This window comes from Halomonas sp. BC1, assembly GCF_002078135.1.
GTDB lineage: Bacteria > Pseudomonadota > Gammaproteobacteria > Pseudomonadales > Halomonadaceae > Vreelandella > Vreelandella stevensii.
Genome location: NZ_LFGS01000019.1, coordinates 521,660 through 542,800 on the forward strand (window position 1 = coordinate 521,660; position 21,141 = coordinate 542,800).

Annotated in this window: 18 protein-coding genes; 10 read left to right on the top strand and 8 right to left on the bottom strand. The window is 61.0% G+C overall.

What is annotated here, in order from left to right; all coding sequences use genetic code 11:
* Window positions 1-102: 102 nt before the first annotated feature.
* The gene (locus B7L72_RS16475; RefSeq protein ID WP_373294927.1) at window positions 103-1,056 is read left to right on the top strand and encodes a L,D-transpeptidase family protein; all 954 of its coding nucleotides are present in this window, start codon (window positions 103-105) and stop codon (window positions 1,054-1,056) included.
* A 3-nt stretch (window positions 1,057-1,059) separates the two neighbouring features.
* Here B7L72_RS16475 and B7L72_RS16480 read toward each other — a convergent pair whose 3' ends face one another.
* The 4 genes from B7L72_RS16480 to B7L72_RS16495 are packed head-to-tail and all read right to left on the bottom strand — an operon-like array spanning window position 1,060 to window position 4,556.
* Entirely contained in the window at window positions 1,060-1,686 is a 627-nt protein-coding gene (locus B7L72_RS16480) for a response regulator transcription factor (RefSeq protein WP_081195557.1), read from the bottom strand.
* Window positions 1,686-3,215 (bottom strand): ATP-binding protein, encoded by a 1,530-nt coding sequence (locus B7L72_RS16485; RefSeq protein WP_254893837.1) that lies wholly within the window; start codon window positions 3,213-3,215, stop codon window positions 1,686-1,688. The genes B7L72_RS16480 and B7L72_RS16485 overlap by 1 nt, the downstream gene beginning before the upstream one ends.
* Before the next feature lie 4 nt (window positions 3,216-3,219).
* Window positions 3,220-3,888: a 2OG-Fe(II) oxygenase gene (locus tag B7L72_RS16490; protein WP_081195559.1), complete on the bottom strand. Its 669-nt coding sequence runs from the start codon at window positions 3,886-3,888 to the stop codon at window positions 3,220-3,222.
* Window positions 3,885-4,556: a CoA pyrophosphatase gene (locus B7L72_RS16495; protein WP_016914568.1), complete on the bottom strand. Its 672-nt coding sequence runs from the start codon at window positions 4,554-4,556 to the stop codon at window positions 3,885-3,887. The genes B7L72_RS16490 and B7L72_RS16495 overlap by 4 nt, the downstream gene beginning before the upstream one ends.
* Window positions 4,557-4,651: 95 nt before the next feature.
* Between B7L72_RS16495 and B7L72_RS16500 the strand changes: the two genes are divergently transcribed.
* Window positions 4,652-5,209, top strand: coding sequence for an NUDIX hydrolase (locus B7L72_RS16500; RefSeq protein ID WP_016914567.1), 558 nt, complete (start codon window positions 4,652-4,654; stop codon window positions 5,207-5,209).
* A gap of 19 nt (window positions 5,210-5,228) precedes the next feature.
* Here the strand turns inward: B7L72_RS16500 and B7L72_RS16505 are convergent, their stop codons facing one another.
* The gene (locus tag B7L72_RS16505) at window positions 5,229-5,540 is read right to left on the bottom strand and encodes a Nif3-like dinuclear metal center hexameric protein (RefSeq protein WP_016914566.1); all 312 of its coding nucleotides are present in this window, start codon (window positions 5,538-5,540) and stop codon (window positions 5,229-5,231) included.
* A 123-nt stretch (window positions 5,541-5,663) separates the two neighbouring features.
* Between B7L72_RS16505 and B7L72_RS16510 the strand changes: the two genes are divergently transcribed.
* The 5 genes from B7L72_RS16510 (at window position 5,664) to B7L72_RS16530 (ending at window position 14,588) form a co-directional block, all read left to right on the top strand.
* Window positions 5,664-7,538: a sigma 54-interacting transcriptional regulator gene (locus B7L72_RS16510; protein ID WP_081195560.1), complete on the top strand. Its 1,875-nt coding sequence runs from the start codon at window positions 5,664-5,666 to the stop codon at window positions 7,536-7,538.
* Window positions 7,539-7,685: 147 nt separating this feature from the next.
* Window positions 7,686-9,158, top strand: coding sequence for a TolC family outer membrane protein (locus B7L72_RS16515; protein ID WP_081195561.1), 1,473 nt, complete (start codon window positions 7,686-7,688; stop codon window positions 9,156-9,158).
* Window positions 9,159-9,224: 66 nt separating this feature from the next.
* Window positions 9,225-10,505 carry an efflux RND transporter periplasmic adaptor subunit gene (locus tag B7L72_RS16520; RefSeq protein WP_081195562.1) on the top strand — a complete coding sequence of 427 codons (1,281 nt, stop codon included), beginning with the start codon at window positions 9,225-9,227 and terminating at the stop codon, window positions 10,503-10,505.
* Entirely contained in the window at window positions 10,505-13,693 is a 3,189-nt protein-coding gene (locus tag B7L72_RS16525) for an efflux RND transporter permease subunit (RefSeq protein ID WP_081195563.1), read from the top strand. Before B7L72_RS16520 ends, B7L72_RS16525 begins: the two co-directional genes overlap by 1 nt.
* Window positions 13,694-13,913: 220 nt before the next feature.
* Window positions 13,914-14,588 (top strand): hypothetical protein, encoded by a 675-nt coding sequence (locus tag B7L72_RS16530; protein WP_081137441.1) that lies wholly within the window; start codon window positions 13,914-13,916, stop codon window positions 14,586-14,588.
* A gap of 6 nt (window positions 14,589-14,594) precedes the next feature.
* On the opposite strand, the gene B7L72_RS16535 is transcribed toward B7L72_RS16530, so the two are convergent.
* Together B7L72_RS16535 and B7L72_RS16540 are read right to left on the bottom strand one after the other, a co-directional pair.
* The gene (locus B7L72_RS16535) at window positions 14,595-15,524 is read right to left on the bottom strand and encodes an alpha/beta fold hydrolase (protein ID WP_081195564.1); all 930 of its coding nucleotides are present in this window, start codon (window positions 15,522-15,524) and stop codon (window positions 14,595-14,597) included.
* Between the two features lie 61 nt (window positions 15,525-15,585).
* The gene (locus tag B7L72_RS16540) at window positions 15,586-16,206 is read right to left on the bottom strand and encodes a TetR family transcriptional regulator (RefSeq protein WP_081195565.1); all 621 of its coding nucleotides are present in this window, start codon (window positions 16,204-16,206) and stop codon (window positions 15,586-15,588) included.
* A gap of 188 nt (window positions 16,207-16,394) precedes the next feature.
* On the opposite strand from B7L72_RS16540, the gene B7L72_RS16545 reads away from it, so the two are divergent.
* Both B7L72_RS16545 and B7L72_RS16550 read left to right on the top strand, forming a co-directional pair.
* Entirely contained in the window at window positions 16,395-17,426 is a 1,032-nt protein-coding gene (locus B7L72_RS16545) for a succinylglutamate desuccinylase/aspartoacylase family protein (protein WP_081195566.1), read from the top strand.
* 185 nt (window positions 17,427-17,611) lie between these two features.
* On the top strand, window positions 17,612-19,063 hold the full coding sequence (locus B7L72_RS16550; protein WP_081195567.1) for a catalase: 1,452 nt from the start codon (window positions 17,612-17,614) through the stop codon (window positions 19,061-19,063).
* 65 nt (window positions 19,064-19,128) lie between these two features.
* Here B7L72_RS16550 and dusA read toward each other — a convergent pair whose 3' ends face one another.
* The gene (dusA, locus tag B7L72_RS16555; protein ID WP_081195568.1) at window positions 19,129-20,181 is read right to left on the bottom strand and encodes a tRNA dihydrouridine(20/20a) synthase DusA; all 1,053 of its coding nucleotides are present in this window, start codon (window positions 20,179-20,181) and stop codon (window positions 19,129-19,131) included.
* A 579-nt stretch (window positions 20,182-20,760) separates the two neighbouring features.
* Here dusA and B7L72_RS16560 point away from each other — a divergent pair.
* Entirely contained in the window at window positions 20,761-21,012 is a 252-nt protein-coding gene (locus B7L72_RS16560) for a S24 family peptidase (RefSeq protein WP_081195569.1), read from the top strand.
* The last annotated feature ends 129 nt before the right edge of the window (window positions 21,013-21,141 follow it).

Genomic DNA, 21,141 nt, shown 5'->3' on the forward strand with positions numbered 1-21,141 from the left:
TTTAAAGAGGTGAGAACGCCTGCCCATGCGACAGTCTGTCGGATTGACCCACCGCTAGCCAGTCGGCATATTAGCTGTAAAAAAGGAGAACCCATGACGACCATGACGCATTATCCTGCCAGCAGACGGCTCAAGCGCTCCTGTTTAGGCAGTCTGGCGGTCAGCGCCTGGCTGCTGGCGACCAGCGCGTTGGCCAATGCCAGCGAGCTTCCCAAAGGGCACTTTTTGCTGCCCGAAACAGGCAACATGATTGGCGAGATCTACACGGTCACGGCCAGCAATGAAGATACGCTGCTGGATATCGCCCAGGCACACAACGTGGGCTACGAGGAAATTCGCATGGCCAACCCGGATGTCAGTATCTGGGTGCCTGGCGAAGGTACCGAGGTGACCATTCCCGGCCAGTTCATTCTGCCTGACGAGCCGCGTACCGGCATCGTGATCAACGTCGCTGAACTGCGCCTCTACTACTATCCCGAGGCAGCGGCTGGCGAGCCTGCCGTGGTCGAGACCTACCCCATCGGCATTGGGCGCGATGCCTACAATACGCCTCTGGGGATTACCAAGACCACCATGCGGCTCGAAAATCCTGCCTGGTATCCGCCGGCGTCCATTCGTCGTGAGGCCGCCGAGCGGGGCGACCCGCCACCGGCTGTCGTGCCTCCGGGCCCTGATAACCCGCTGGGGCAGTTCGCCATTCTGCTCGATATACCGGGCTACTTGATTCACGGGACCAACCAGCCGGACGGCATCGGTATGCGCGCTAGCCGAGGCTGTATCCGGATGCACGGGGACGATATCGAGTCGATCTTCTGGCGCGTGCCTGTCGGCACTCAGGTCAATATCATCGATGCCCCCATCAAGCTGGGCTGGAGCGAGCAGGGCAATGCCTATATTCAGGCATTTTCCTCTACCGACGAGAAGGCTTTCGGCATGGACACCCTGCTGAATGTGATTGGCCTGATCGAAGAGCATAACGGCCAGGGCAGTGCCAACTACGAGCAGGTTGGCCGCGTGCTCGAAGAGGCCAATGGTCAAATCGTCCCCCTCAGCTAATGCTCAGGGCGGTAGCGCGGCCACCAGGCCCAGCGCTACCGCCTGACGTACCCAGTCTGCCACATTGCCCGCCTGCATCGTTTTCATGGCCCTCAGCCGATAGACTTCCACGGTTTTAGGGCTCACCTCCATGTGTTCGGCAATTTCCCGGTTGGTCAACCCGCGAGCCACATGGGTCATGATCTGCTGCTCCTTCGGCTTGAGCGACCTGTAGCGCGCCTTCAGGCTAGCCACTTGCGCCTGTGCCTGATGCCGTTGGCGAGCGTGTTCCAGGGCTCGCTGCACGATTTCGATGATCTGCTGGTGGTTGAAGGGCTTCTCGATGAACTCGAACGCCCCGGCTTTCAGGGCGGCCACCGCCATGGGAACATCGCCGTGGCCGGTCATCATGATGATCGGCAGGGTGTCCTGCTGATCCAACAGCGCCTGCTGTACCTGGAGGCCGCTGAGGCCGGGCATGCGCACATCCAGCAGCAGGACGGCTATGTGATCGCGCTGGGCCGCCAGAAACGCGTTTCCGCTGGCAAAGGGCTGGGCAGTCAGGCCGACCGACGACAGCAGCCATACCAGCGATTCGCGCAGGTCGGTGTCGTCATCGACCACGGCAATGGTGGAAAGGGGAGGTTCCATCAAACGTCTGTCTCCGTACGTAGCAGTACTTCAAAACAAGCCCCCTGGGGGCAGTCGCGAAGCGTCAGGGCACCGCCCATGCTTTCCAGCAAGGTTCGGCTGATGGCCAGACCCATGCCCAGCCCATCGTCCCGAGTGGTGTAGAAGGCATCGAAGATGTGTGGGCGCTGGGTATCGGGCACGCCTGGCCCTTGGTCTTCAACGCTCAGCGTTAGCTGGCGATGCCCGCTGGGTCGAACCGTGATGACCACGGCGGGGCGGTCGGGCATCTCACGGCTGGCGGCCAGTGCATTCAGTAGCAGGTTGACCAGCACCTGCTCCAGCGCGATGGGGTCGCCATAGACCCTGGGGAGTTCGTCGGGTAGCTGGCGCTGCAAAGGAATGGCAGCCTGCTGATACTGCCACTCGCAGAGCTGGCAGGCCGCTTCGATCACCGGAGCCAGCGCGACCGGATGCACGCGATGGCTGCGTTTGCGTACGAAGCTGCGCAGATGTCGCAAACGTTGCGCCAGGCGTTCGACCTGCTGGTTGATACGTTCCAGCGGCAGGCGCAGTTCTTCGGCAGAGGGGGCAGGTTGCTGCTGGCACTGCATCAGCGCGCCGCTGGCGTAGTTGGCGATGGCGCCCAGCGGTTGGTTCAATTCGTGGGCAATGTTGGACGCCAGCTCACCCGCGGCCGCCAGTCGGTTGGCATGGGCAATGTGCTCCTGATGGCGGCGCGCCTGGACTTCGGCCTGCTTGCGCGCGCTGATATCGCGGTTGATGAGCGCGAAGTGGCCGGGTTCGGCGCCCTGAGCACGGTGGGCCAACACGACGCTGAGCACGGGTAGCAGGGCATCTGGTGCGCGTATCTCCAGCTCGCCGCTCCATGAACCGTAACGCTCGACGGCAGGAAAAACCACCTGCCGGAGCAGCCGCAGCGACTCGCAGGAGTATACGGTCTCCAGGGGGGCTTGCAGGGCCTCGTCGGGCAGTGCCAGGCAGCGCCGAGCGGCTTCGTTGGCGCTGAATACCCGCTGGTCAGGCCCCAGAAACAGCACGTAGTCGGTGGTGGACTCGACCACCTTTGCCAGGCGCTCCCGGGTGGCTTCGGCTTCGATGCGCCGCCCCACGTCCCGTGAGACACAGAGAATGTCCAGCAGCTCCCCCGTGTTGGCGTCTCGTCGGGTCCGGCTAGTGGTTTCAAACCACACGTAATGGCCCGCCTTGGCGCGAAAGCGATAGGTCTGCTGGTAGAACCCATCATGGTAATAAACCCGTGGTGACTTATTGAGCAGCGCGCTCAAGTCGGCGGGATGAAAGAGCTGATAAGCCGAGACGCCAATCAACTCCTCGGGCGCGTACCCCAGCAGGTCGCGGGCGGCTTGGGAGGCATACAAAAACGTGCCGTCGCGGGCATGCCGAGAGATCAGGTCAGTGGTGCTTTCCGCCAGCCACTGGTAGTGGCGCTTCTCCTCTTCCAGGGCGGCATTGCGTGCCTGTAACGAGGCGATTTCTGCTTGCAGGCGGGCTTCCAGCGGCGTGGTCATGGCATTATCGTGCGGGGTCCAGTACGCCACCCAGCGAGGCATTGCGGCGGAACCAGCCAGCAATGCTGGTGCGCGGCAGGCGCGTGGGCAGTACTTCGTGGGGAATGGTTTCCGATAAAAAGCAGGCGAACGTTCCTGCTTCGGGCACGACCCGGGCCACTTCCCGGCTGGGGTTATCGGGGTCGTAGATGACCATTTCGCCTCCACCATCGGCGGGCCAGTCGGGGGTGAGGTAGCCGACGGTCGAGATGACGCGATTGGCCCGCCCGCGAAAGCTATCCAGATGGCGTTGGTAAAACGCCCCGGCAGGGTAGTGGGCAAAATGTGCCTCGTACTCGAATAGACCAAGAAACAGCGCCTGATTCAACGAGCGTTGCAGCTCGGCCATGGCGTCGAGATAGTGCCGCTGGGCTTCGCTTTCACGGTCCAGCCAGTGGATGGCGTCGCCGCGAATATCCTTGCGCAGCAGGTGCTGCTGACCACGCCCAATGCCTGCTTCATCGAGCGCATCGTGGGCTGCCAGGTGCAGCAGCTCGCCTTGCAGCGCCTGGCACAGGGCCGGGTCGATGACCCCTTGGCCCACGTACCAGCCCTGTTCCACCAGGGCGTCGACCAGAGCCACGTGGGCATCGGGGGCAAGAGCATGGGGGCGGGTGTCCATGGAAGCGATCATGTGGTGTGTCTCGTGACTGGCTTGTCGTTGCGATTGACGGTGGCTGGGCGCTGAGGAGAGCGCCGTTCGGGGTAGTGGCGCAAGGCGCCGACCGGGCGGCGGTAAAGGTCGATGTCCATGCCAAACCCTTCGGCCAGCAGCTCCACCAGCATCATGGCCGAGAGCCCCCAGATCACGTGGCTGTCTACTCGGTAGCTGGGCACGTAGTGAGCGACGCCATCCACGGTGATGACATCGGTATGGGTGCGCTGGTCCTCCAGAAAATGGCTGAGCGGCACTTCGAAAATGGCATCCAGCTCCGCCGGGTCTGCCACCAATGGCAGGTCGGGGGGGATCAGGCCTACCCAGGGGGTGACCCGTATCCCGTGCAGCGAAATCACATCGGACAGGCGCCCCAGCGGCTGCACTGCCTGCGGTGCTAGCGCAATCTCTTCCTGAGCCTCCCGCAGTGCGGTGGCGTAGAGGTCTGCATCGGTGGCTTCACGCTTGCCGCCGGGGAAAGCGACCTGGCCGCTGTGGGTAGTCAAGTGGCCCGCGCGGCGGGTAAACAGCAGCGTCGGCGATGGCCGCTCGACGATGGGCATCAAGACGGCGGCCTCTGGCAGAGTAACGTGGTCCAGCCGTTGAGGCGTATGCAGTTGCAGCTGTTTGCGCAGTTTCTCTAACATAGGGGATTCCCGTGACTTTGTTCTCTTTTACCCAGCCATGACGATCAGCGTCAAGCGCGTTGATAGCTCGCCCTTCCAGCCATAGAGAAAACGCGATGAACTTTTGTAGTCAGTGTGGTGAAAAAGTCCGCTTTGCGGTGCCTGAAGGAGATGACCGCCCCCGCTACCTGTGCGATGCCTGCGGTACCATTCACTACCAGAATCCGCGCATTGTGGCGGGTACGCTGCCGGTGAGCGGCTCGAAGGTTTTGCTGTGCAAACGCGCCATTGCGCCGCGCAAAGGGTATTGGACGCTGCCGGCAGGCTATATGGAAAACGCCGAAACCACGCAGCAGGCCGCATCCCGGGAGACCTGGGAAGAGGCCTTCGCCGACGTCGCGCTGGGAGACCTGTACACCTTGATCGACCTGCCCCACATCAATCAAGTCTACATGATTTTTCGTGCCGACCTGGTGGGTGGCTTCAGTGCCGGGCCAGAAAGCCTGGAGGTGGCGCTTTTCGAAGAGCACGAAATCCCCTGGGACGCGCTGGCCTTTCCTACCATCGAGCGGACCCTGCGGCACTACTTCGAAGATCGCCAGCAGGCGGAGTTTCCGCTGCACATCAGCAAGATCACCCCCGAAGACCGCGAGCGCTACTTCGGCAGTGCCTGATGGGGCAGGGGGGGAGCGCCTACAGGTTGGCCAGCTGCCACACGTCGTAGGCCACTTCCTCGTAGGGGTGGGCCAGCTTGAGGGCGGCAATGGCCGCCTGGATGTGCGCGTCGTCACAGACCAGCTCCACCTTGAACTCTTCCACCCGCTCCAGGGTGCCTACCTGACCGATATGCGGTTCGGCACCCTCCATCGGCCGAAACTGGCCGGTGCCGCGGGTCTGGAAACAGACGTGCTCATAATCACCGATACGCCCCGCACCCGCGTCGAACACGGCGCGCTTGACGCTCTCCACATGGTCGACAGGAACAAAAAAAGCGAGTTTATACATGGATCATGACCCTTTTTGAGCGGCGAAAGTCAGCAGAGGGCCACATGATACGCGATTTGGCGGTAGGTTGGGCACCGCCACCCTGTCAGGGGGCGGTGCCCTGTCGCTGGCTTACCAGGACTTATTGACCCGCTCAGCGACCGGTTAATTGACGCTAATACAGCGGCGTGCCAACTGCTGCTGATTCATGAGCAGCCGCTTACGACCCCTTTTAGCCACCGTTTAAGCGCTTCATTGCCGCTATGGGTCAGCTTTACCGATGAGGTGCTGACCACCGGCCAAGGATGGTCGGATGATTTGGTGCTGCTGGATAGCGTGCGCCAGCCTCGCCATGTTGAGGTCTATGGGAAACGCTTACACGACTCCTCAAAGCTGTTGCTGACGGTGATTGATCGTAATAAAGCCGAGCAGCGCCGCGCTAAGGCGGAGCTTAGCCGCCAGCATCGCCAGGGGGAGGTGGGTTGGCAGCGCGTTGAGCAGGTGTTCGAGCGAATCGAAAGGCAGAACCAGCTGATTCTCAGCGCCGCCGGAGAGGGTATCTACGGGCTGGATGCGCAGGGCAGAACCACTTTCGTCAATCCAGCGGCCGAACGCATTCTGGGCTGGAGCACCGAGGATATGGTGGGCCACGATGCGCATTTGATGTTTCACCATACCCATGCCGATGGCTCGCATTTCCCGGTGCAGCAGTGCCCCATCCATGCCTCGTTCAGCGATGGCCAGGTGCACCACGTCGACGATGAAGTGTTCTGGCACAAGAACGGTGAGGCGATTCCCGTCGAGTATACGAGCACCCCCATTTTCGAGATGGGGCGGTTGGTGGGGGCCGTGGTGCTGTTTCGTGATATCCGCGAACGCAAACGGGCAGAGCAGCAGCTGCGCGATGCCCTGGAGGAGGTCGAGTCGCTGAAACGGCGGCTGGAGCTGGAGAACGAATACCTTCAGGAGGAGATCAAGGCAGAGGTCAATCACCGCAATATCGTGGGCAACAGCCCGGCGGTGGCCAAATTGATCCAGCAGATTGCCATGGTGGCGCCGACCGGGGCCAACGTCTTGATCAGCGGTGAGTCCGGCACGGGCAAGGAGCTGATCGCCAGGGCCATTCATGCTGGGAGTGGGCGCAGCGACCGGCCGCTGATTCGGGTCAACTGTGCCGCCATACCGCGAGATCTGTTCGAAAGCGAGTTCTTTGGCCATGTCAAAGGGGCCTTTACCGGGGCGATGCAGGATCGTCCGGGGCGTTTCGAGCTGGCCCACGGCGGCACGCTGTTTCTTGACGAGGTAGGAGAAATTCCGCTGGAGCTGCAGAGCAAGCTGCTGCGCGTATTGCAGGATCAGCAGTTCGAGCGAGTGGGAGACAACCGCACCCGCGAGGTGGACGTGCGCGTGATTGCGGCCACCAACCGTGATTTGAAAGAGATGATCGACGCCGGGCATTTCCGAGAGGATCTCTATTTCCGGCTCAACGTGTTTCCCATCGATTCGGTGCCGCTGCGCAAGCGCATTGAGGACGTGCCCTTGCTGGCGCGACATTTTCTGCACCGCGCCTGCTTGAAGTTCAACAAGCCGGGCGTGCGTATTCCTCCCGCCCAATTGGAGCTGCTGACCCGCTATCCATGGCCTGGCAATATCCGCGAGCTCGAAAACGTCATCGAACGACAGGTGATCGTGACCCAGGACCGCCGGCTCTGCTTCGACGACCTGTTGCCGCCGGAGCCCAGTGTGCCGGGGCAGGTCATGGCGGAGCGTGACAAGGGCGCCGAGCCCCTTGCCGAAACGCCGATGACCGAACAGGCGCTACAGCAGCGCCAGCGGGACAATGCGCTGAAGGCGCTGGCAGCGACACAGGGCAAGATCTCTGGCGCGGGTGGGGCGGCGGAGCTATTGGGGATCAAGCCCACGACGCTGGCCTCCCGGCTGCAAAAATGGGGCATCGACCCTCGGCAATTCAAGCGCCGTGAGCGTAAAAAGCCCCCCACCAACGGTGCATTGGACTAAGGTAAAAGGGCTTGGGCTGGGTAGGCGCTTTGTACACACAAATTCGCCAAGTTCAAGGCTGGCATACATACATGAATGTAACTATAATGCCCACTCTTTCAGGCTGGCGCCGCGCGTCTTCCAACGTTGACACCTAGAGGCAATCCCATGCGACTAGCACACTGGGCAGTCAATGCCCCTTTACGCCCCTTGCTAATGGCCGTGCTGACCTCCTCCTTCATTCTGCCTGCCCAGGCGGCTGACTTGATCACCATCACCCGTGATGCGTTGAACAACAACGCCGCCCTTGCCTCGGCACGCGCCGAATTTTCTGGCGTAGAGGCGGGCCGGGACGTGGTGCGCGGTGGCTTGCTGCCCCAAGTGAATGCTTCCGGGAGCGTCGTGCATAACCAGCAGTACGAAAGCCAGGGCTCTGCGCGGGGGGCAGGCGTCGACGTAGGGGCCGACCAGGCTGCAGTGGGGGTCAGCGATGATCGCTTCAACACCGCATCGCTGTCGTTGGAAGCGACCCAGGCGCTGTTCAATGCCGTGACGCGCCAGGAACTCAACCAGGCCGAGCGCCAGATCGATCAGCAGGTTTACCTGCTGGCCGCGACGGAACAGCAGCTGCTCATCGACGTGGTCAGCGCCTACTTCGATATTCTGCGTGCCCATGAGGTTCTGGAAGCGCGTCAGGCGCAAGAGCGCGCCATTGGCCGCCAGCTGGAGCAGGCTCGCGAGCAGTTCGAGGTCGGGCTGATTGCGATTACCGGAGTGGAGGAGGCGCGGGCCAGCTTCGACCAGTCTCGGGCCGACCGCATTGCCGCCGAGAGCAGCCTGCAAGTGGCGTTCGAAGCGCTGGAGCAGTTGACCGGGCAGCGTTACGCCAACATCGATGCCTTGGGCGACGCCATGCCGATTGCGCTCCCTGCGCCCACCGACCGTGACTATTGGGTCGACCAGGCACTGGAGCGCAACCCGCAGGTGCTGGCCCAGCGGGCAGGCATCGAGCTGTCTCGGGCCGGTGTGGAAATCGCCCGGGCAGGGCGTCTACCCACCGTGCAGGCGTTCGCCAACTATCAATACTCGGACAGCGACAGCGATGTGGTCAGTGGCTACAACTCTTCTAGCCAGGTAGGCGTTTCCGCCAACCTGCCGATTTACACCGGTGGCAGCACCAGTGCGCGTATTCGTCAGGGCACCTTCCAGCTCGAAAGTAGCCAGTACGACTTCGAGTCCCAGCGCCGCACCACGATTCAACAGGTGCGCTCGCTGTACACCCAGGTCAGCAACAACGTGGAAACCGTGGATGCTCGCCGCCAGGCCATCGTGTCTACCCGCAGCGCTCTGGAAGCGACGCGCGCAGGCTACGAGGTGGGTACCCGCAATATCGTCGATGTGCTGAATGCCGAGCAGAACCTCTATAACGCTATCGCCAGCTACGCCGAAGCGCGCTACGACTACGTGGTGAATCTGATGTCGCTGCGCCAGCAGTCGGGCATGCTGGACGTGGCGGCCATCGAGGAAGTCAATGCCTGGCTGACCGGTGACAGCGTCAACTTCACCCTGCCTGAAAGCAACGCGCCTGACACTTACCAGCGCGCGATGGACATTGGTGCTCCTCCTACCCCAGGCGCCTGAGCGCGGCCAGTGGGGGCACGCCTGCGATCCGTCAACGTACAGAAAAAATGAATGGGAATTCGACGCATGAAAAGAGTGATGCACTCCACCCGGGCGAGCCTGGTGACGCTGATCGCCGTGCTGGCGCTGACCGCCTGTGGCCAGGAACAGCCGTCCCAGGAGCCGCAGGGCCAGCAGCAGGAAGCGCGGCCCCACGCGGTGGAAGTCGCTGAAGTAAGCCGTCAGGACATTCCGCTCAACAAGTCCTACCCTTCGCTGCTGCGCAGCGACAGTGAAGTCACGCTGGTGGCGCGGGTCAACGGCTTTCTGGAAGAGCGGCATTTCGAACCCGGGCAAATGGTCGAGGAGGGAGATCGCCTCTACACCATCGAGCCGGACTTGTACCAGGCCACGGTGAACCAGCGTGAAGCAGACCTGCAGAGCGCCCGGGCAGAGCTGGCACGCGCCCAGCGGGATGCGCAGCGTTTCGAGCAGCTGCTGAGCCAGAACTCGGTCAGCCGCCAGCAGTACGACCAGGCGCTGGCAGAGCAGCGGGTTGCGCAGGCCAGCGTGGCACAAGCGGAAGCCGCCCTCACCAGTGCCAATCTGGACCTGGGCTACTCCAACGTCACCGCGCCCGTTTCGGGCATGATCAGCTTGAGCCAAGTCAACGTGGGCAACCTGGTCACGTCAGGCACTGAGCTGGCCACCATCACGCCTCTGGACCCGCTGGAAGTGCGCTTTCAGCTACCTCAGCGCGATGCCTTCGAGCTGCGTCGCCAGTTGGCCGCAAGCGCCGGTGACATGTCCTCCATTACCGCCCATCTCAGCGTGCCCGGGTTAGCGGGTAGCGCTGGGGGTGAGCTGGCGGGACGCTTGAACTACCTCGGTTCCCGCGTGGATACCGGTACCAGTACGGTGCAAGCCTCGGCCACGTTCGACAACCCCAATGGTGATGTGTTGCCTGGCCAGTTCGTGCGCGTTCGCCTCGAAGGCCTCAAGCGGTTCGACGTCATCGCGGTGCCTGAAATTGCCGTTACCCAGGGGCTGATGGGCCCTCGTGTCTTCGTACTGGATGACGAGAGCAAGGCGCGTGAGCGGACGGTTCAACTGGGCGATGTGGCTGGCCCCTGGCAGATCATCGTGGATGGCCTGGAACCTGGCGAGCGCGTCGTGGTGGGCGACCCGGCGGGTCTCGAACCGGGCATGGTGATCGACCCGGTGCGTTTCGATGGCGATGCAGAACAGCTGGTCGATGACGTGGAAGAAGCCGAAGCGCAGGAGCAGCAGGAGCAGGCCGAAGCGGCTGCCGAGATGTCCGAAGGCGCTGGTGAAGCGCCCGCGGAAGGGGAAGAGGGTGCTCAATAATGAATTTCTCTAACTTCTTTATCAGTCGTCCGATATTCGCCACGGTGCTGGCGATTATCCTGACGCTGGTAGGCGCGATGGCGATGCGGATACTGCCCATCGAGCAGTATCCCAGCGTGGTGCCGCCCACGGTCTCGGTACAGGCACAGTTCCCCGGTGCCGATGCCGAGACCGTGGCACAGACCGTGGCCGCGCCCCTGGCGGAAGCCATCAACGGCGTGGAGGATATGCTGTACATGACCTCCAACAGCGCCGACAACGGCCTGATGAGCCTGAGCGTGGCGTTCAACATCGGTACCGATGGTGATATCAACACCATCAACGTCAACAACCGCGTGCAGGGGGCCTTGTCCCAGTTGCCAGAGGCCGTTCAGTCTCAGGGTGTCACCGTGGAGCTGCGTTCCGACTCCATTCTGATGCTGGTCGCGCTGACCTCGCCCAGCGGTGACTATAACAATGTTTACATGCAGAACTACGCCACCCTCAACATTCTCGATGAGCTGCGCCAGGTGCCTGGGGTGGGCAACGCCGAGGTGCTGGGGGGCGGCGAGTTTGCCATGCGGATCTGGATGGATCCCGACAAGCTGGCCCAGTACGACCTGACCCCGAGCGAAGTGGCCAGTGCCATTCGCGCTCAGAACACCGAAATTCCGGCCGGTAATCTTGCCGCGACGCCCCAGAGCGAGCCGCGTGCCTATACCTACACCATTACCGCTGGCGGGCGTCTTTCCAGCCCGGATGATTTCCGCAACATCTTCCTGCGCACCAATGCCGATGGTTCTTCGCTGCGCCTGGAAGACGTGGCACGGATCGAGCTGGGCGCCTCTTTCTACGGCGTGGATGCGCGTTTGAACGGCGCGACCATGACGCCCATCATCATCAACCAGCAGCCGGGCGCCAACGCGCTGGAAACGGCCAACTCGGTTCGGGCGACCATGGAAGAGCTGGCTGAACGCTTCCCGCCGGGGCTCGAGTACGTGACGCCTTACGATACGACGCTGTTCATCGATGCGTCCGTCGAGACGGTGCTCAAGACGTTCATCGAAGCGTTCCTGATCGTTATCGTGATTCTGTTCATCTTCCTGCAGAACTGGCGCTTTACGGTCATCGCCATGTCGGTGGTGCCGGTCTCGGTGATTGGTACCTTTGCCGGCTTCTACCTGTTCGACTTTTCGATCAACCTGTTGACGCTGTTCGCGCTGGTGCTGTCGATCGGTATCGTGGTGGATGACGCGATTCTGGTGGTGGAGAACGTCGAGCGGGTGCTCAGCGAAGAGGACGATATCAGCGTTCGCGATGCCACCATTCGCGCCATGAAAGAGGTCGGTGGGCCGGTCATCGCCACGTCGCTGATCATGGCGGCGGTGTTCGTGCCGGTGGCCTTCATGGGCGGCTTCACGGGCCAGATCTACCAGCAGTTCGCGATTACTGTGGCGATCTCGGTGGCGTTGTCGGCGCTGATGGCACTGACCTTCACCCCGGCGCTGTCCGCGATCTTCATCAAGCACAACCTGCACAAGACCCGTCAGTCCGCTTTCAAGCGTGCGATTACCACGCCGCTGCGCCTGTTCGATCGTTTCTTCGCAGGCTTCACGGCGCTCTACATGTGGTTCGTGAAGAAGCTGGTGCGCTTCTGGGTGCTGGCGCTGGCGCTGACCGTGGCGGTAGGGGCGGGCTCTTACTGGCTGTATGCCAATACGCCCTCCACGCTGGTGCCCGAAACGGACCAGGGGATCGTGCTGGTCAGCGTGTCGCTGCCGGACGCTGCCTCGCTGGATCGTACCCAGAACTACATGGCCGAGCTAAGTGCTGCCATTGAAGATATCCCCGGCGTGCAGTACTCCTCGGCGGTGGCGGGGTATGACATTCTCTCCAGCGCGGTGAACACCGCACGCGGGATCATTTTCGTCAACATGCAGCCCTGGTCGGAGCGCGACCTGACCGCCAACGAGCTGGTGGGCCGTATCATGCAGCTGGGTGCCAGCATCGACGGTGGTTCGGCCATGGCCTTCAACGTGCCGCCCATCATGGGGCTGTCGACCACTGGGGGCTTCACCGGCTACCTGCAATCCTTCGACGGCGCATCGCCCCGTGAGCTGTATGAAGCATCGCTGCAGATCATGGGGGCGGCGAACCAGCACCCTGCGCTGAATCAAGTATTCTCCACGTTCAACATGAACGTTCCCTCGTTCCGGGCGGAGATCGACCAGCAGAAGGCGTTGAGCTACGGCGTGGCCCTGGAGAATATCTCTTCGGCACTTTCCAATACCTTTGGTAATGGCTTCGTCAACTTCTTCAGCTACCAGAACCGTAACTTCCAGGTGTATCTGCAGAACGAGGACGAGTTCCGCAAGACCCCCGAAGACATCAACAATGTCTACGTGCGGGGCGGCAACGGTGAGCGCATCCCGTTATCCGAGTTCGTGACGCTGGAGCGCCAGGTAGGACCTTCGGTAGTGTCACGCTTCGGGGTGTACATCGGGGCGCAGTTCCAGGGCGGGGCGGCTCCGGGCTACAGCTCGGCGCAAGCCATCGCGGCCATGGAAGAAGTCGTGCTGGAAACGCTGGGGCCGAACTGGGGCATGGGCTGGACCGGTACCGCGTATCAGGAGGCCAACCTGGGCAATACCGCCATGCTGGCCATCGTGTTCGGTATCCTGATGGTGTTCCTGATCCTGGCGGCCCAGTACGAGAGCTGGTCCTTGCCGCTGGCGGTCTTGACGGCCACCCCGTTTGCCTTCCTCGGGGGGATTGGCGGTATCGTGCTGCGCGGGCTGGATACCAGTGTCTACGTGCAAATCGGTATGCTGGTGGTCGTGGGGCTGGCGGCCAAGAACGCGATCCTGATCGTCGAGTTTGCCGAGCTGCAGCGTAAAGAGCAGGGCAAGACGATTCGTGAAGCCGCGATCACGGCGGCCGAGCTGCGCTTCCGGCCCATCGTCATGACCTCGCTGGCGTTCGTCTTTGGCACGCTGCCGCTGGCCCTGGCCACCGGGGCCAGTGATGTCAGTAGCCACCATATCGGCACCACGGTGGCCGTGGGCATGGCGTCCGTCGCCATTCTGGGCAGCCTGTTCATTCCCAGTTTCTACGCCATGATTGCCACTGTTTCTGACTGGCTCTACCGCAAGCGTCATCCTGAACGCAAGGAGGATGAGCAGGCGGCGCTGGGTCACGATCAGACCTGACCTGATCGCCAGCGATCCACCAGACGGGCACCCCACGGGGTGCCCGTTTTTTGTGGGCGTCGGGCCAAAGGCTGATACGGGTCAATGCCCGAGCTACTGACATGGCTAAGATGAGCTAAGCTGAAAGTGACCATCGTTTTAGCCTGAGTAGCACAATAATGGTCGACAATAGGCTCAGGCGAGAACAAGACCGGGCAGCTTGCCCGGAGGAGAACACGCCATGCAAACCTTCATGTCTGCTGCTCTGCAGTTTCCAACCATCGTCTTTGCCCTGTTGCTGGTGCTGGGCACGCTCTATTGGCTGCTGGTGTTGTTGCGATTGGCGCCGTTGGAGCTGTTCGAACGCGATAGCCTGCGCGATGACCACATGGCGAGCACGCTCGTCTCGCTGGGCTTTGCAGGCGTGCCGGCCTCGCTGGCGCTGAGCCTGCTCGTTCTATTGGCAGGCGCCATCTCGCTGGCCGTCGAACTACTGGTGCTACGCTGGCTACCGCTGGGCATGTTGAGAGTGCCCGTGGGCGTGCTGGTGCTGTGGGCTTCCTTTGCCGTTGCTTCGCCGCTGGCGGCCGCCGTGTGTCACGCCCTGCAGCGTGGGCTGCATCGCTACCCGCCGTTCCAGCGGCGTTGCCTGCTGGGCGCTACCGCGGTGGTGATCGAGCGAGACCAGCAGGGCGGTGCCACTGCTCGGCTGCTCAATGAGCCAAACAGCGTGGTGCGCTTGCATTGCAAGGCGGGGGATTGCCCCCAGCCGGGTGAGCATCGGGTATTGGTCAAATATCTGGCCAGTGAAGGGGCCTACCGCAGCGTCATGGAGCAGGACTACCTGGATACGCGGGTACGCCTCAACAGGCTGCGTTTGCAGCACAAGCATCACCCCAACGGCTACCCGACGTAACCAGTCCTATCTACCGCCTCTCAGGTAACGCCACACATCTGCTAGCCACTGGCTGAACGTGCCAGCTGGCTGGGCAGGTGTCGCCGTGGACGGCGCGGCTAACGGAGTCGTCAGAAAGCGCTGTATGGGCTTGACCTGCTGGGTGTCGTTGAGCATCGGCGCATGCCCGCAGCCCGGCACGGTCATGGTCACCAACGATGGCTGTGACTCGGCCATTTTGGGCAGCGTCTCGGCGGCCAGCAGAGCCGACGTTTCACCGCGAATGACCATGAGCGGGCAGCGAATCTTCGCCCAGTCGGCCCAGGTATCCCGGGGGGTGTCGTGGATAAACTGCTCGCCTATGCGGGGGTCGAAGTGGTAGGTCCAACTGCCATCGGGCAGGCGTCGTGCGCTATTGAGCGCCAGCTCGCGCCACTCCGCCTCGCTGGTGATGCCGAAGCTGGCATAGTGCTTGATCAGCTCTGCCTGCAGGTTGGCAAAGTTGTTGAAACGGTGGGTGACGCCAAAGTAGCTCGACAGCGCAATCAGCCCTTCCTTGTCGAGTTCAGGCCCAACGTCATTGAGGACCAGACGCGCAATGCGTGCTGCGTGTTGCTCGTCGGCGGCGATCAGCATACCAAGTAGCCCTCCCATGGAGGTGCCCAGCCAGTCCACCTGCTCCAACTGATAGTGATCCATCAGCGCGATGGCAACGGTGACATAGTGGCTGTAAAGGTAGTCATGGGCGGGAAATAGCGACCAGCTCGATAGGCCGCGCCCTGGGGTGTCCGGGGCCAGTACGCGCCACTCACTGCCGAGCTGGCGGGCCAGGGCGGCAAAATCACCGCCGTGGCGAGCCAGCCCGTGCCAGGCAATCAGGGTTCGTTTGGCATCGGGGTTCCAGATGCGAACCGCAATCTCCAGCTCACGTACGCGTACAAACTCCAAGGCATCCATACACGGCTCCTGTCATGTGGTGCCTGTAGTATAGATGCAATGCTGCGGTGCAGTAGAGCGTTTACTTGCGCATCATGCGGATCAGCGTATCGATGATTTCTGCGCCGCGCTCAGAGACAGAGAAGGCATCCGGCGTGCGCAGCCAGTCGTGAAACAGGCCGCCGAGCGTACACTGCATCAGGCGGGTGGCCATTTCCGGGCTGATATCTTCGCGCATATCCTGCTGTTGCTGGGCCAGTTGGAACACCGGCAGCATTTCGTCGAAGCACTCTTCGCCGATTTCATCCTGCATGGCAATGGGGTTGATATCGCTGAAGAATTCACAGCGGTGAAGCAGGATCGACAGAATACGCTGATGGGAAGGTTGCTCGATACGCTGCAAGCCTGCGTGGCAGGCCAGGCGAATGGATTCCAGCGGCGAGACGTGTGGGTCGGCGTTATTGACTTCATCGATCAATGACTGGAAGGGCATGCGCACCCGCTCCACCAGTGCCATGAACAGATCGCCCTTGTTCTTGAAGTGCCAATAGACGGCGCCGCGGGTCAGCCCCGCATGGCGGGCAATCTGCTCAAGCGAGGTGCGAGCAACGCCTTTTTCGAAAAACACCTCTTCAGCCGCATCCAGCAGCGCTTCGCGCGTTGCCGCAGCCTCCGCTTTGGTTTTCTTGCCATGGAACCTCACCTCACTCTCGACACGTATGCGGCGTATTTTATATGAACTCGTCGGTTTTTACATTCAAAAGTGTATGGTTAATCGCAGAACTTCATGGCGTGCGTTAACAAAGATGTCGGATAATGCTAAATAGAGTTGTCAGACATCAGGTTTTCCAACCTTTTAGCTACTGCACGATGCTTGATCGAGGAGTTGTCATGGGGCGAGCGCCTTTTACGTTGGCCGGGCATACCATACTGCCCGGCCAACGGTTACAGATCGATGTGCCGGTGGCACGCCTCTACACCCACACACCGCTGCATATTCCCGTCGAGGTGGTGCATGGCCGCAAGGAGGGGCCGGTCATGCTGGTCTGTGGCGGTATTCATGGGGATGAAATCAACGGCGTGGAAATCGTGCGGCGCGTGCTGCGCTCGAAGTCCATCAACAGCCTGCGCGGAACGCTGATTGCCGTGCCGGTGGTCAATGTCTTCGGTTTCTTGCAGCAGACCCGCTATCTGCCCGACCGCCGCGACTTGAACCGCTGCTTTCCAGGCAGCGAGAAGGGCTCGCTGGGGGGGCGTATCGCCGCGCTGTTCAGAGATGAGATCGTCGATCATGCGACGCATATCATCGACCTGCACACGGGGGCGATTCATCGCACCAACCTGCCGCAAATTCGTGCGCAGTTGACCCCTGGCAGCGAAACCGAGCGCATGGCCGATGCCTTTGGGGCCCCGGTCATTCTGAATGCCGAACTGCGGGAAGGCAGCCTGCGCCACTACGCGCAGAACCTGGGCATTCCCGTGCTGACCTATGAAGCCGGTGAGGCATTGCGTTTCGATGAGTGGGCGATTGCGCCTGGCGTCAAAGGCATCCTCAGAGTCATGCGCCGCTTGGGCATGCTGAGTGGCGAGCAGCGCCGCCGTACCCCCGCCCCCGCCGAGCTGGCCAATGGCTCCAGTTGGGCGCGTGCGCCTATCGATGGCATTTTACGGCCCCAGGTGCGCCTGGGGGCGCGCGTGGCCAAGGGCGAAGTGCTGGGCAAGGTAGCGGACCCCTTCGGCAATGATGAGGGCGAAGTGCTGGCCATGGCCGATGGCATCGTGATTGGCATGAGCCGCCTGCCGCTGGCCAATGAAGGCGAAGCGCTTTATCACATCGCTCGTTTCGATGAGATAGAAGAAGCCGAGACGGCCATCGAAAGCTTTCAATCCAGCCTGGAACCGCCTCCCGACTCCCTGTATTGAGCTTTTTAATAGCAAATATTGATCGCTTCAATAGCCAACGTTAAGGCGCCATGGATGGCGATATGCCTGCTTGTTGACTATACCTGTGGGGGAGCCAGCCAGCGCAAAGGCGAAAGCCTCGTGCGCTGTGGGCCATTTCCAACGACGCAACGGCGTCTGGTCGAATGTGACAAGGAGGAAGCGCCATGAGTAGTCACCAGCACTCCACCACCAACGAAGCCGGTATTCCGGTTGCCAGCGACGAGCACTCGCTTTCGGTAGGGGCCGATGGTCCCATCGTCATGCATGACCACTATCTGATGGAGCAGATGGCGGCTTTCAACCGTGAAATGATTCCTGACCGTCAGCCCCATGCCAAAGGCAGCGGGGCGTTTGGTCATTTTGAAGTGACTCAGGATGTCAGCCAGTACACCAAGGCTGGCTTTCTACAGCCGGGCAAGAAGACCGATGTGCTGATCCGCTTCTCGACCGTGGCAGGCGAGAGCGGAAGCCCAGACACTTGGCGGGACCCCCGCGGGTTTTCCATCAAGTTCTACACCGAGGAAGGCAACTTCGACATGGTGGGTAACAACACCCCCGTGTTTTTCGTTCGCGACCCGATGAAGTTTCAACACTTCATTCACTCCCAGAAACGCCGGGCTGACAACGGTCTGCGAGACCACGACATGCAGTGGGATTTCTGGACGCTGGTGCCCGAGTCGGCCCACCAGGTGGCATGGCTGATGGGAGACCGGGGCGTTCCTGCCACGTGGCGGCACATGAACGGCTATTCCAGCCATACCTATATGTGGGTCAATGAGGCAGGCGAGCGGTTTTGGGTGAAGTATCACTTCAAGACCGACCAGGGCATCAAGTGCATGACCCAGGAGCAGGCCGACCAGATGGCCGGTAGCGATGCCGACTACCACCGTCGTGACCTCTTCGAAGCCATTCAGCGGGGGGATCACCCTACCTGGACTTTGAAGATGCAGATCATGCCCTTCGAAGATGCCAAAACCTACCGCATCAACCCTTTCGACCTGACCAAGATTTGGCCCCATGACGACTACCCGCTGATCGAGGTGGGCAAGCTGACGCTGGACAGGAACCCCACTGATTTCCACAGTGAAATCGAGCAGGCCGCTTTTGAGCCCAACAGCATGGTGCCGGGCACGGGGCTGTCGCCGGACAAGATGCTGCTGGCAAGGGCGATCTCCTATGCCGACGCGCACCGTGCTCGGCTGGGGGTGAACTACAAGCACATTCCGGTCAATACGCCCAAATGCCCGGTGCACAGCTATGGCCAAGGGGGCGCAATGCGTATTCGTCACGCCACCGATCCTACCTATGCACCCAACAGCAAGGGTGGCCCCAAGGCAGATGGGCAGCGCTTCCCGGAAGACGCCGTGTGGTCGACCGACGGGCAGTTCATACGGACGGCCTATACACTCAGAAAAGACGATGATGACTGGAGCCAGGCCCACGCGCTGGTGCGTGACGTGATGGACGATGCTCAGCGCGAGCGGCTGGTATCCAATGTGGTCGGGCATCTCTCGGGAGGCGTCTCTGAGCCGGTATTGGCCCGGGCGTTCGAGTATTGGCGAAATATCGATCAGGAGGTGGGGGAGCGTATCGAGCAAGGCGTTCGCGAACAGTAGCCTCTTGAACGAAAACGCCCAGCGATCAGCTCGCTGGGCGTTTGTTCGGAACAGCCCGTTGGCCGTCAGGCCACGGGCTGTTTTGTTGCTTGCTCATCCACTGGCGGTGTATCGGTACCCGGCTCGCGCACCAGGCCGAGCGCGTCATCGAACAAGCGTAACCCCGCACCCTCTTTATGAGCGTGTTCCGACAGATGACGGCGGAACCGGCGCCCGCCCGGGCAACCCTGGAACAGCCCCAGCAAATGCCGCGTAATATGATTCAGCTTGGCGCCCTCATCCAGGCGCTGCTGAATATAGGGGCGAAAGGCCGTGGCCGCTTCCAGGCGCGTGCGAACCGGGCCGGGCTCACCAAACAGCTGCTCATCGACACCGGCCAGTAGCCACGGGTTCTGGTACGCCTCGCGGCCTACCATCACGCTGTCCACGTGCTCCAGCTGCGCCTGGCACTCGGCCAGGGTTTTAATCCCGCCGTTGATGCCAATGTGCAGCTCGGGGTGGCTCTGCTTCAAGCGATGCACCCGAGGGTAGTTCAGCGGTGGAATGTCACGGTTCTCTTTCGGGGATAACCCCTGTAGCCAGGCTTTGCGGGCGTGAACGGTAAACACGCTGCAGCCTGCCGAAGCCACGATATCAATGAACCGCGCCAAATCGGCGTCTTCATCCTGGTCATCGATACCAATACGGCATTTCACCGTCACCGGAATCGACACCGCCGCCTGCATGGCCTTGACTGCGGCGGCCACTTTTTCGGGGTGGCCCATCAGGCAGGCGCCAATCATATTGTTCTGCACCCGGTCACTGGGGCAGCCCACGTTCAGGTTGACCTCGTCATACCCCCACGCCTCAGCAATCGCAGCACACTCCGCCAACTCTCCCGCATCGCTACCCCCCAACTGCAGGGCAACCGGATGCTCCACCTCGCTGTACCCCAAAAAGCGCTCACGCGGGGAACCGTGCAGCACCGCACCGGTGGTCACCATCTCGGTATACAGCAGCGCACGCTTGGTCAAGGTGCGAGCGAACGCACGGTAGTCTCTTGTGGTCCAGTCCATCATAGGGGCCACAGAAAACAACCTACCCCTGTCGGCACTGTTGTTGCTAATGAAATCAGTCATTTAATAAATTCTGTAACTGTGTGAATATACACATATGTTGCCACCTGATACCGTTAAAAACCGCCCTCAGTGTACCGCCAGTGTACCTAGTGGCGGAGAACGCCCACTTTCCAAAAATCCGGGTACACCAATAGCGAGTTTTCAGAAGCGGCAAGGGGCTTGGCGGGCTATTGTACGGAAGAAAGGCCACCCCTCCCAGAGTAAAACGTGCAGCACCAACGCTCGGGCTCAGAAGTGGGCAGGCCAGGTCGAGGATTTCATCACCGTGCTATCCGGTGGAGAGGATGTCTTGTTTGTCCTGTGCAATACCGTGCAACATCAGCTGGCGAGCAGGGGCCGTCCTGGAAAGCACTTCAAGCTGTTGAATCCGCTTCATCTCGGCACATGCGAGCTTGTTGAGCTAGGCCATCATGGGCTGCTGGCAGCCTAGCGGGTTATAAATTAGCTTAGGGTTAATGGTGTTGCGAGGGTTCATGGGTTAGGCTCTGAATATCAAAGACGATGCATTTTAACCCGCAGTGCTCGTGCACACGTGCCAGCTTGCGCTGAAGGAAGGGCTCGTCAACGTGCAACGATTCGATGGACGGTACCTTGGCCGATGGCGATTGGGGGCTGGTGGATCGGAGTAACCGCGATCCGAAGCAGGAGGGTGTGTTTTTGCTGCTGGTGAGTGGGGAGCGACGGATCAAGCGGGTGCAGCGTTTGGCGGGAGGGGCGCTGTATTTGATTAGCGCTAACGACCATTACCAGCCGGAGATGATCAAGCCGCAGGATATGCACGATGTGGAGATTCTGGGGCGGTGTGAGATTCGGGTTGGGCGGGTGGTGTAAAACTTTTATAAACCAAAGTACCTTTATGCTTTTTTATCTTTGATGATCTTTTAAAACCAATATAATGATTTTTGCCTAAGGGAATGTAGATGACTATTGAAAAGCCAAAATTACTTTTTTTAACGTAGA

Excerpts from the sequence above, each read along its gene's own strand:
- B7L72_RS16485 (WP_254893837.1), bottom strand. The coding sequence starts at position 3,215 with ATGACCACGCCGCTGGAAGCCCGCCTGCAAGCAGAAATCGCCTCGTTA.
- B7L72_RS16505 (WP_016914566.1), bottom strand. The coding sequence starts at position 5,540 with ATGTATAAACTCGCTTTTTTTGTTCCTGTCGACCATGTGGAGAGCGTC.
- B7L72_RS16495 (WP_016914568.1), bottom strand. The coding sequence starts at position 4,556 with ATGTTAGAGAAACTGCGCAAACAGCTGCAACTGCATACGCCTCAACGG.
- B7L72_RS16490 (WP_081195559.1), bottom strand. The coding sequence starts at position 3,888 with ATGATCGCTTCCATGGACACCCGCCCCCATGCTCTTGCCCCCGATGCC.
- B7L72_RS16530 (WP_081137441.1), top strand. The coding sequence starts at position 13,914 with ATGCAAACCTTCATGTCTGCTGCTCTGCAGTTTCCAACCATCGTCTTT.
- B7L72_RS16520 (WP_081195562.1), top strand. The coding sequence starts at position 9,225 with ATGAAAAGAGTGATGCACTCCACCCGGGCGAGCCTGGTGACGCTGATC.
- B7L72_RS16480 (WP_081195557.1), bottom strand. The coding sequence starts at position 1,686 with ATGGAACCTCCCCTTTCCACCATTGCCGTGGTCGATGACGACACCGAC.
- B7L72_RS16475 (WP_373294927.1), top strand. The coding sequence starts at position 103 with ATGACGCATTATCCTGCCAGCAGACGGCTCAAGCGCTCCTGTTTAGGC.
- B7L72_RS16560 (WP_081195569.1), top strand. The coding sequence starts at position 20,761 with ATGGACGGTACCTTGGCCGATGGCGATTGGGGGCTGGTGGATCGGAGT.
- B7L72_RS16500 (WP_016914567.1), top strand. The coding sequence starts at position 4,652 with ATGAACTTTTGTAGTCAGTGTGGTGAAAAAGTCCGCTTTGCGGTGCCT.
- B7L72_RS16545 (WP_081195566.1), top strand. The coding sequence starts at position 16,395 with ATGGGGCGAGCGCCTTTTACGTTGGCCGGGCATACCATACTGCCCGGC.
- B7L72_RS16550 (WP_081195567.1), top strand. The coding sequence starts at position 17,612 with ATGAGTAGTCACCAGCACTCCACCACCAACGAAGCCGGTATTCCGGTT.
- B7L72_RS16525 (WP_081195563.1), top strand. The coding sequence starts at position 10,505 with ATGAATTTCTCTAACTTCTTTATCAGTCGTCCGATATTCGCCACGGTG.
- B7L72_RS16535 (WP_081195564.1), bottom strand. The coding sequence starts at position 15,524 with ATGGATGCCTTGGAGTTTGTACGCGTACGTGAGCTGGAGATTGCGGTT.
- B7L72_RS16515 (WP_081195561.1), top strand. The coding sequence starts at position 7,686 with ATGCGACTAGCACACTGGGCAGTCAATGCCCCTTTACGCCCCTTGCTA.
- dusA (WP_081195568.1), bottom strand. The coding sequence starts at position 20,181 with ATGACTGATTTCATTAGCAACAACAGTGCCGACAGGGGTAGGTTGTTT.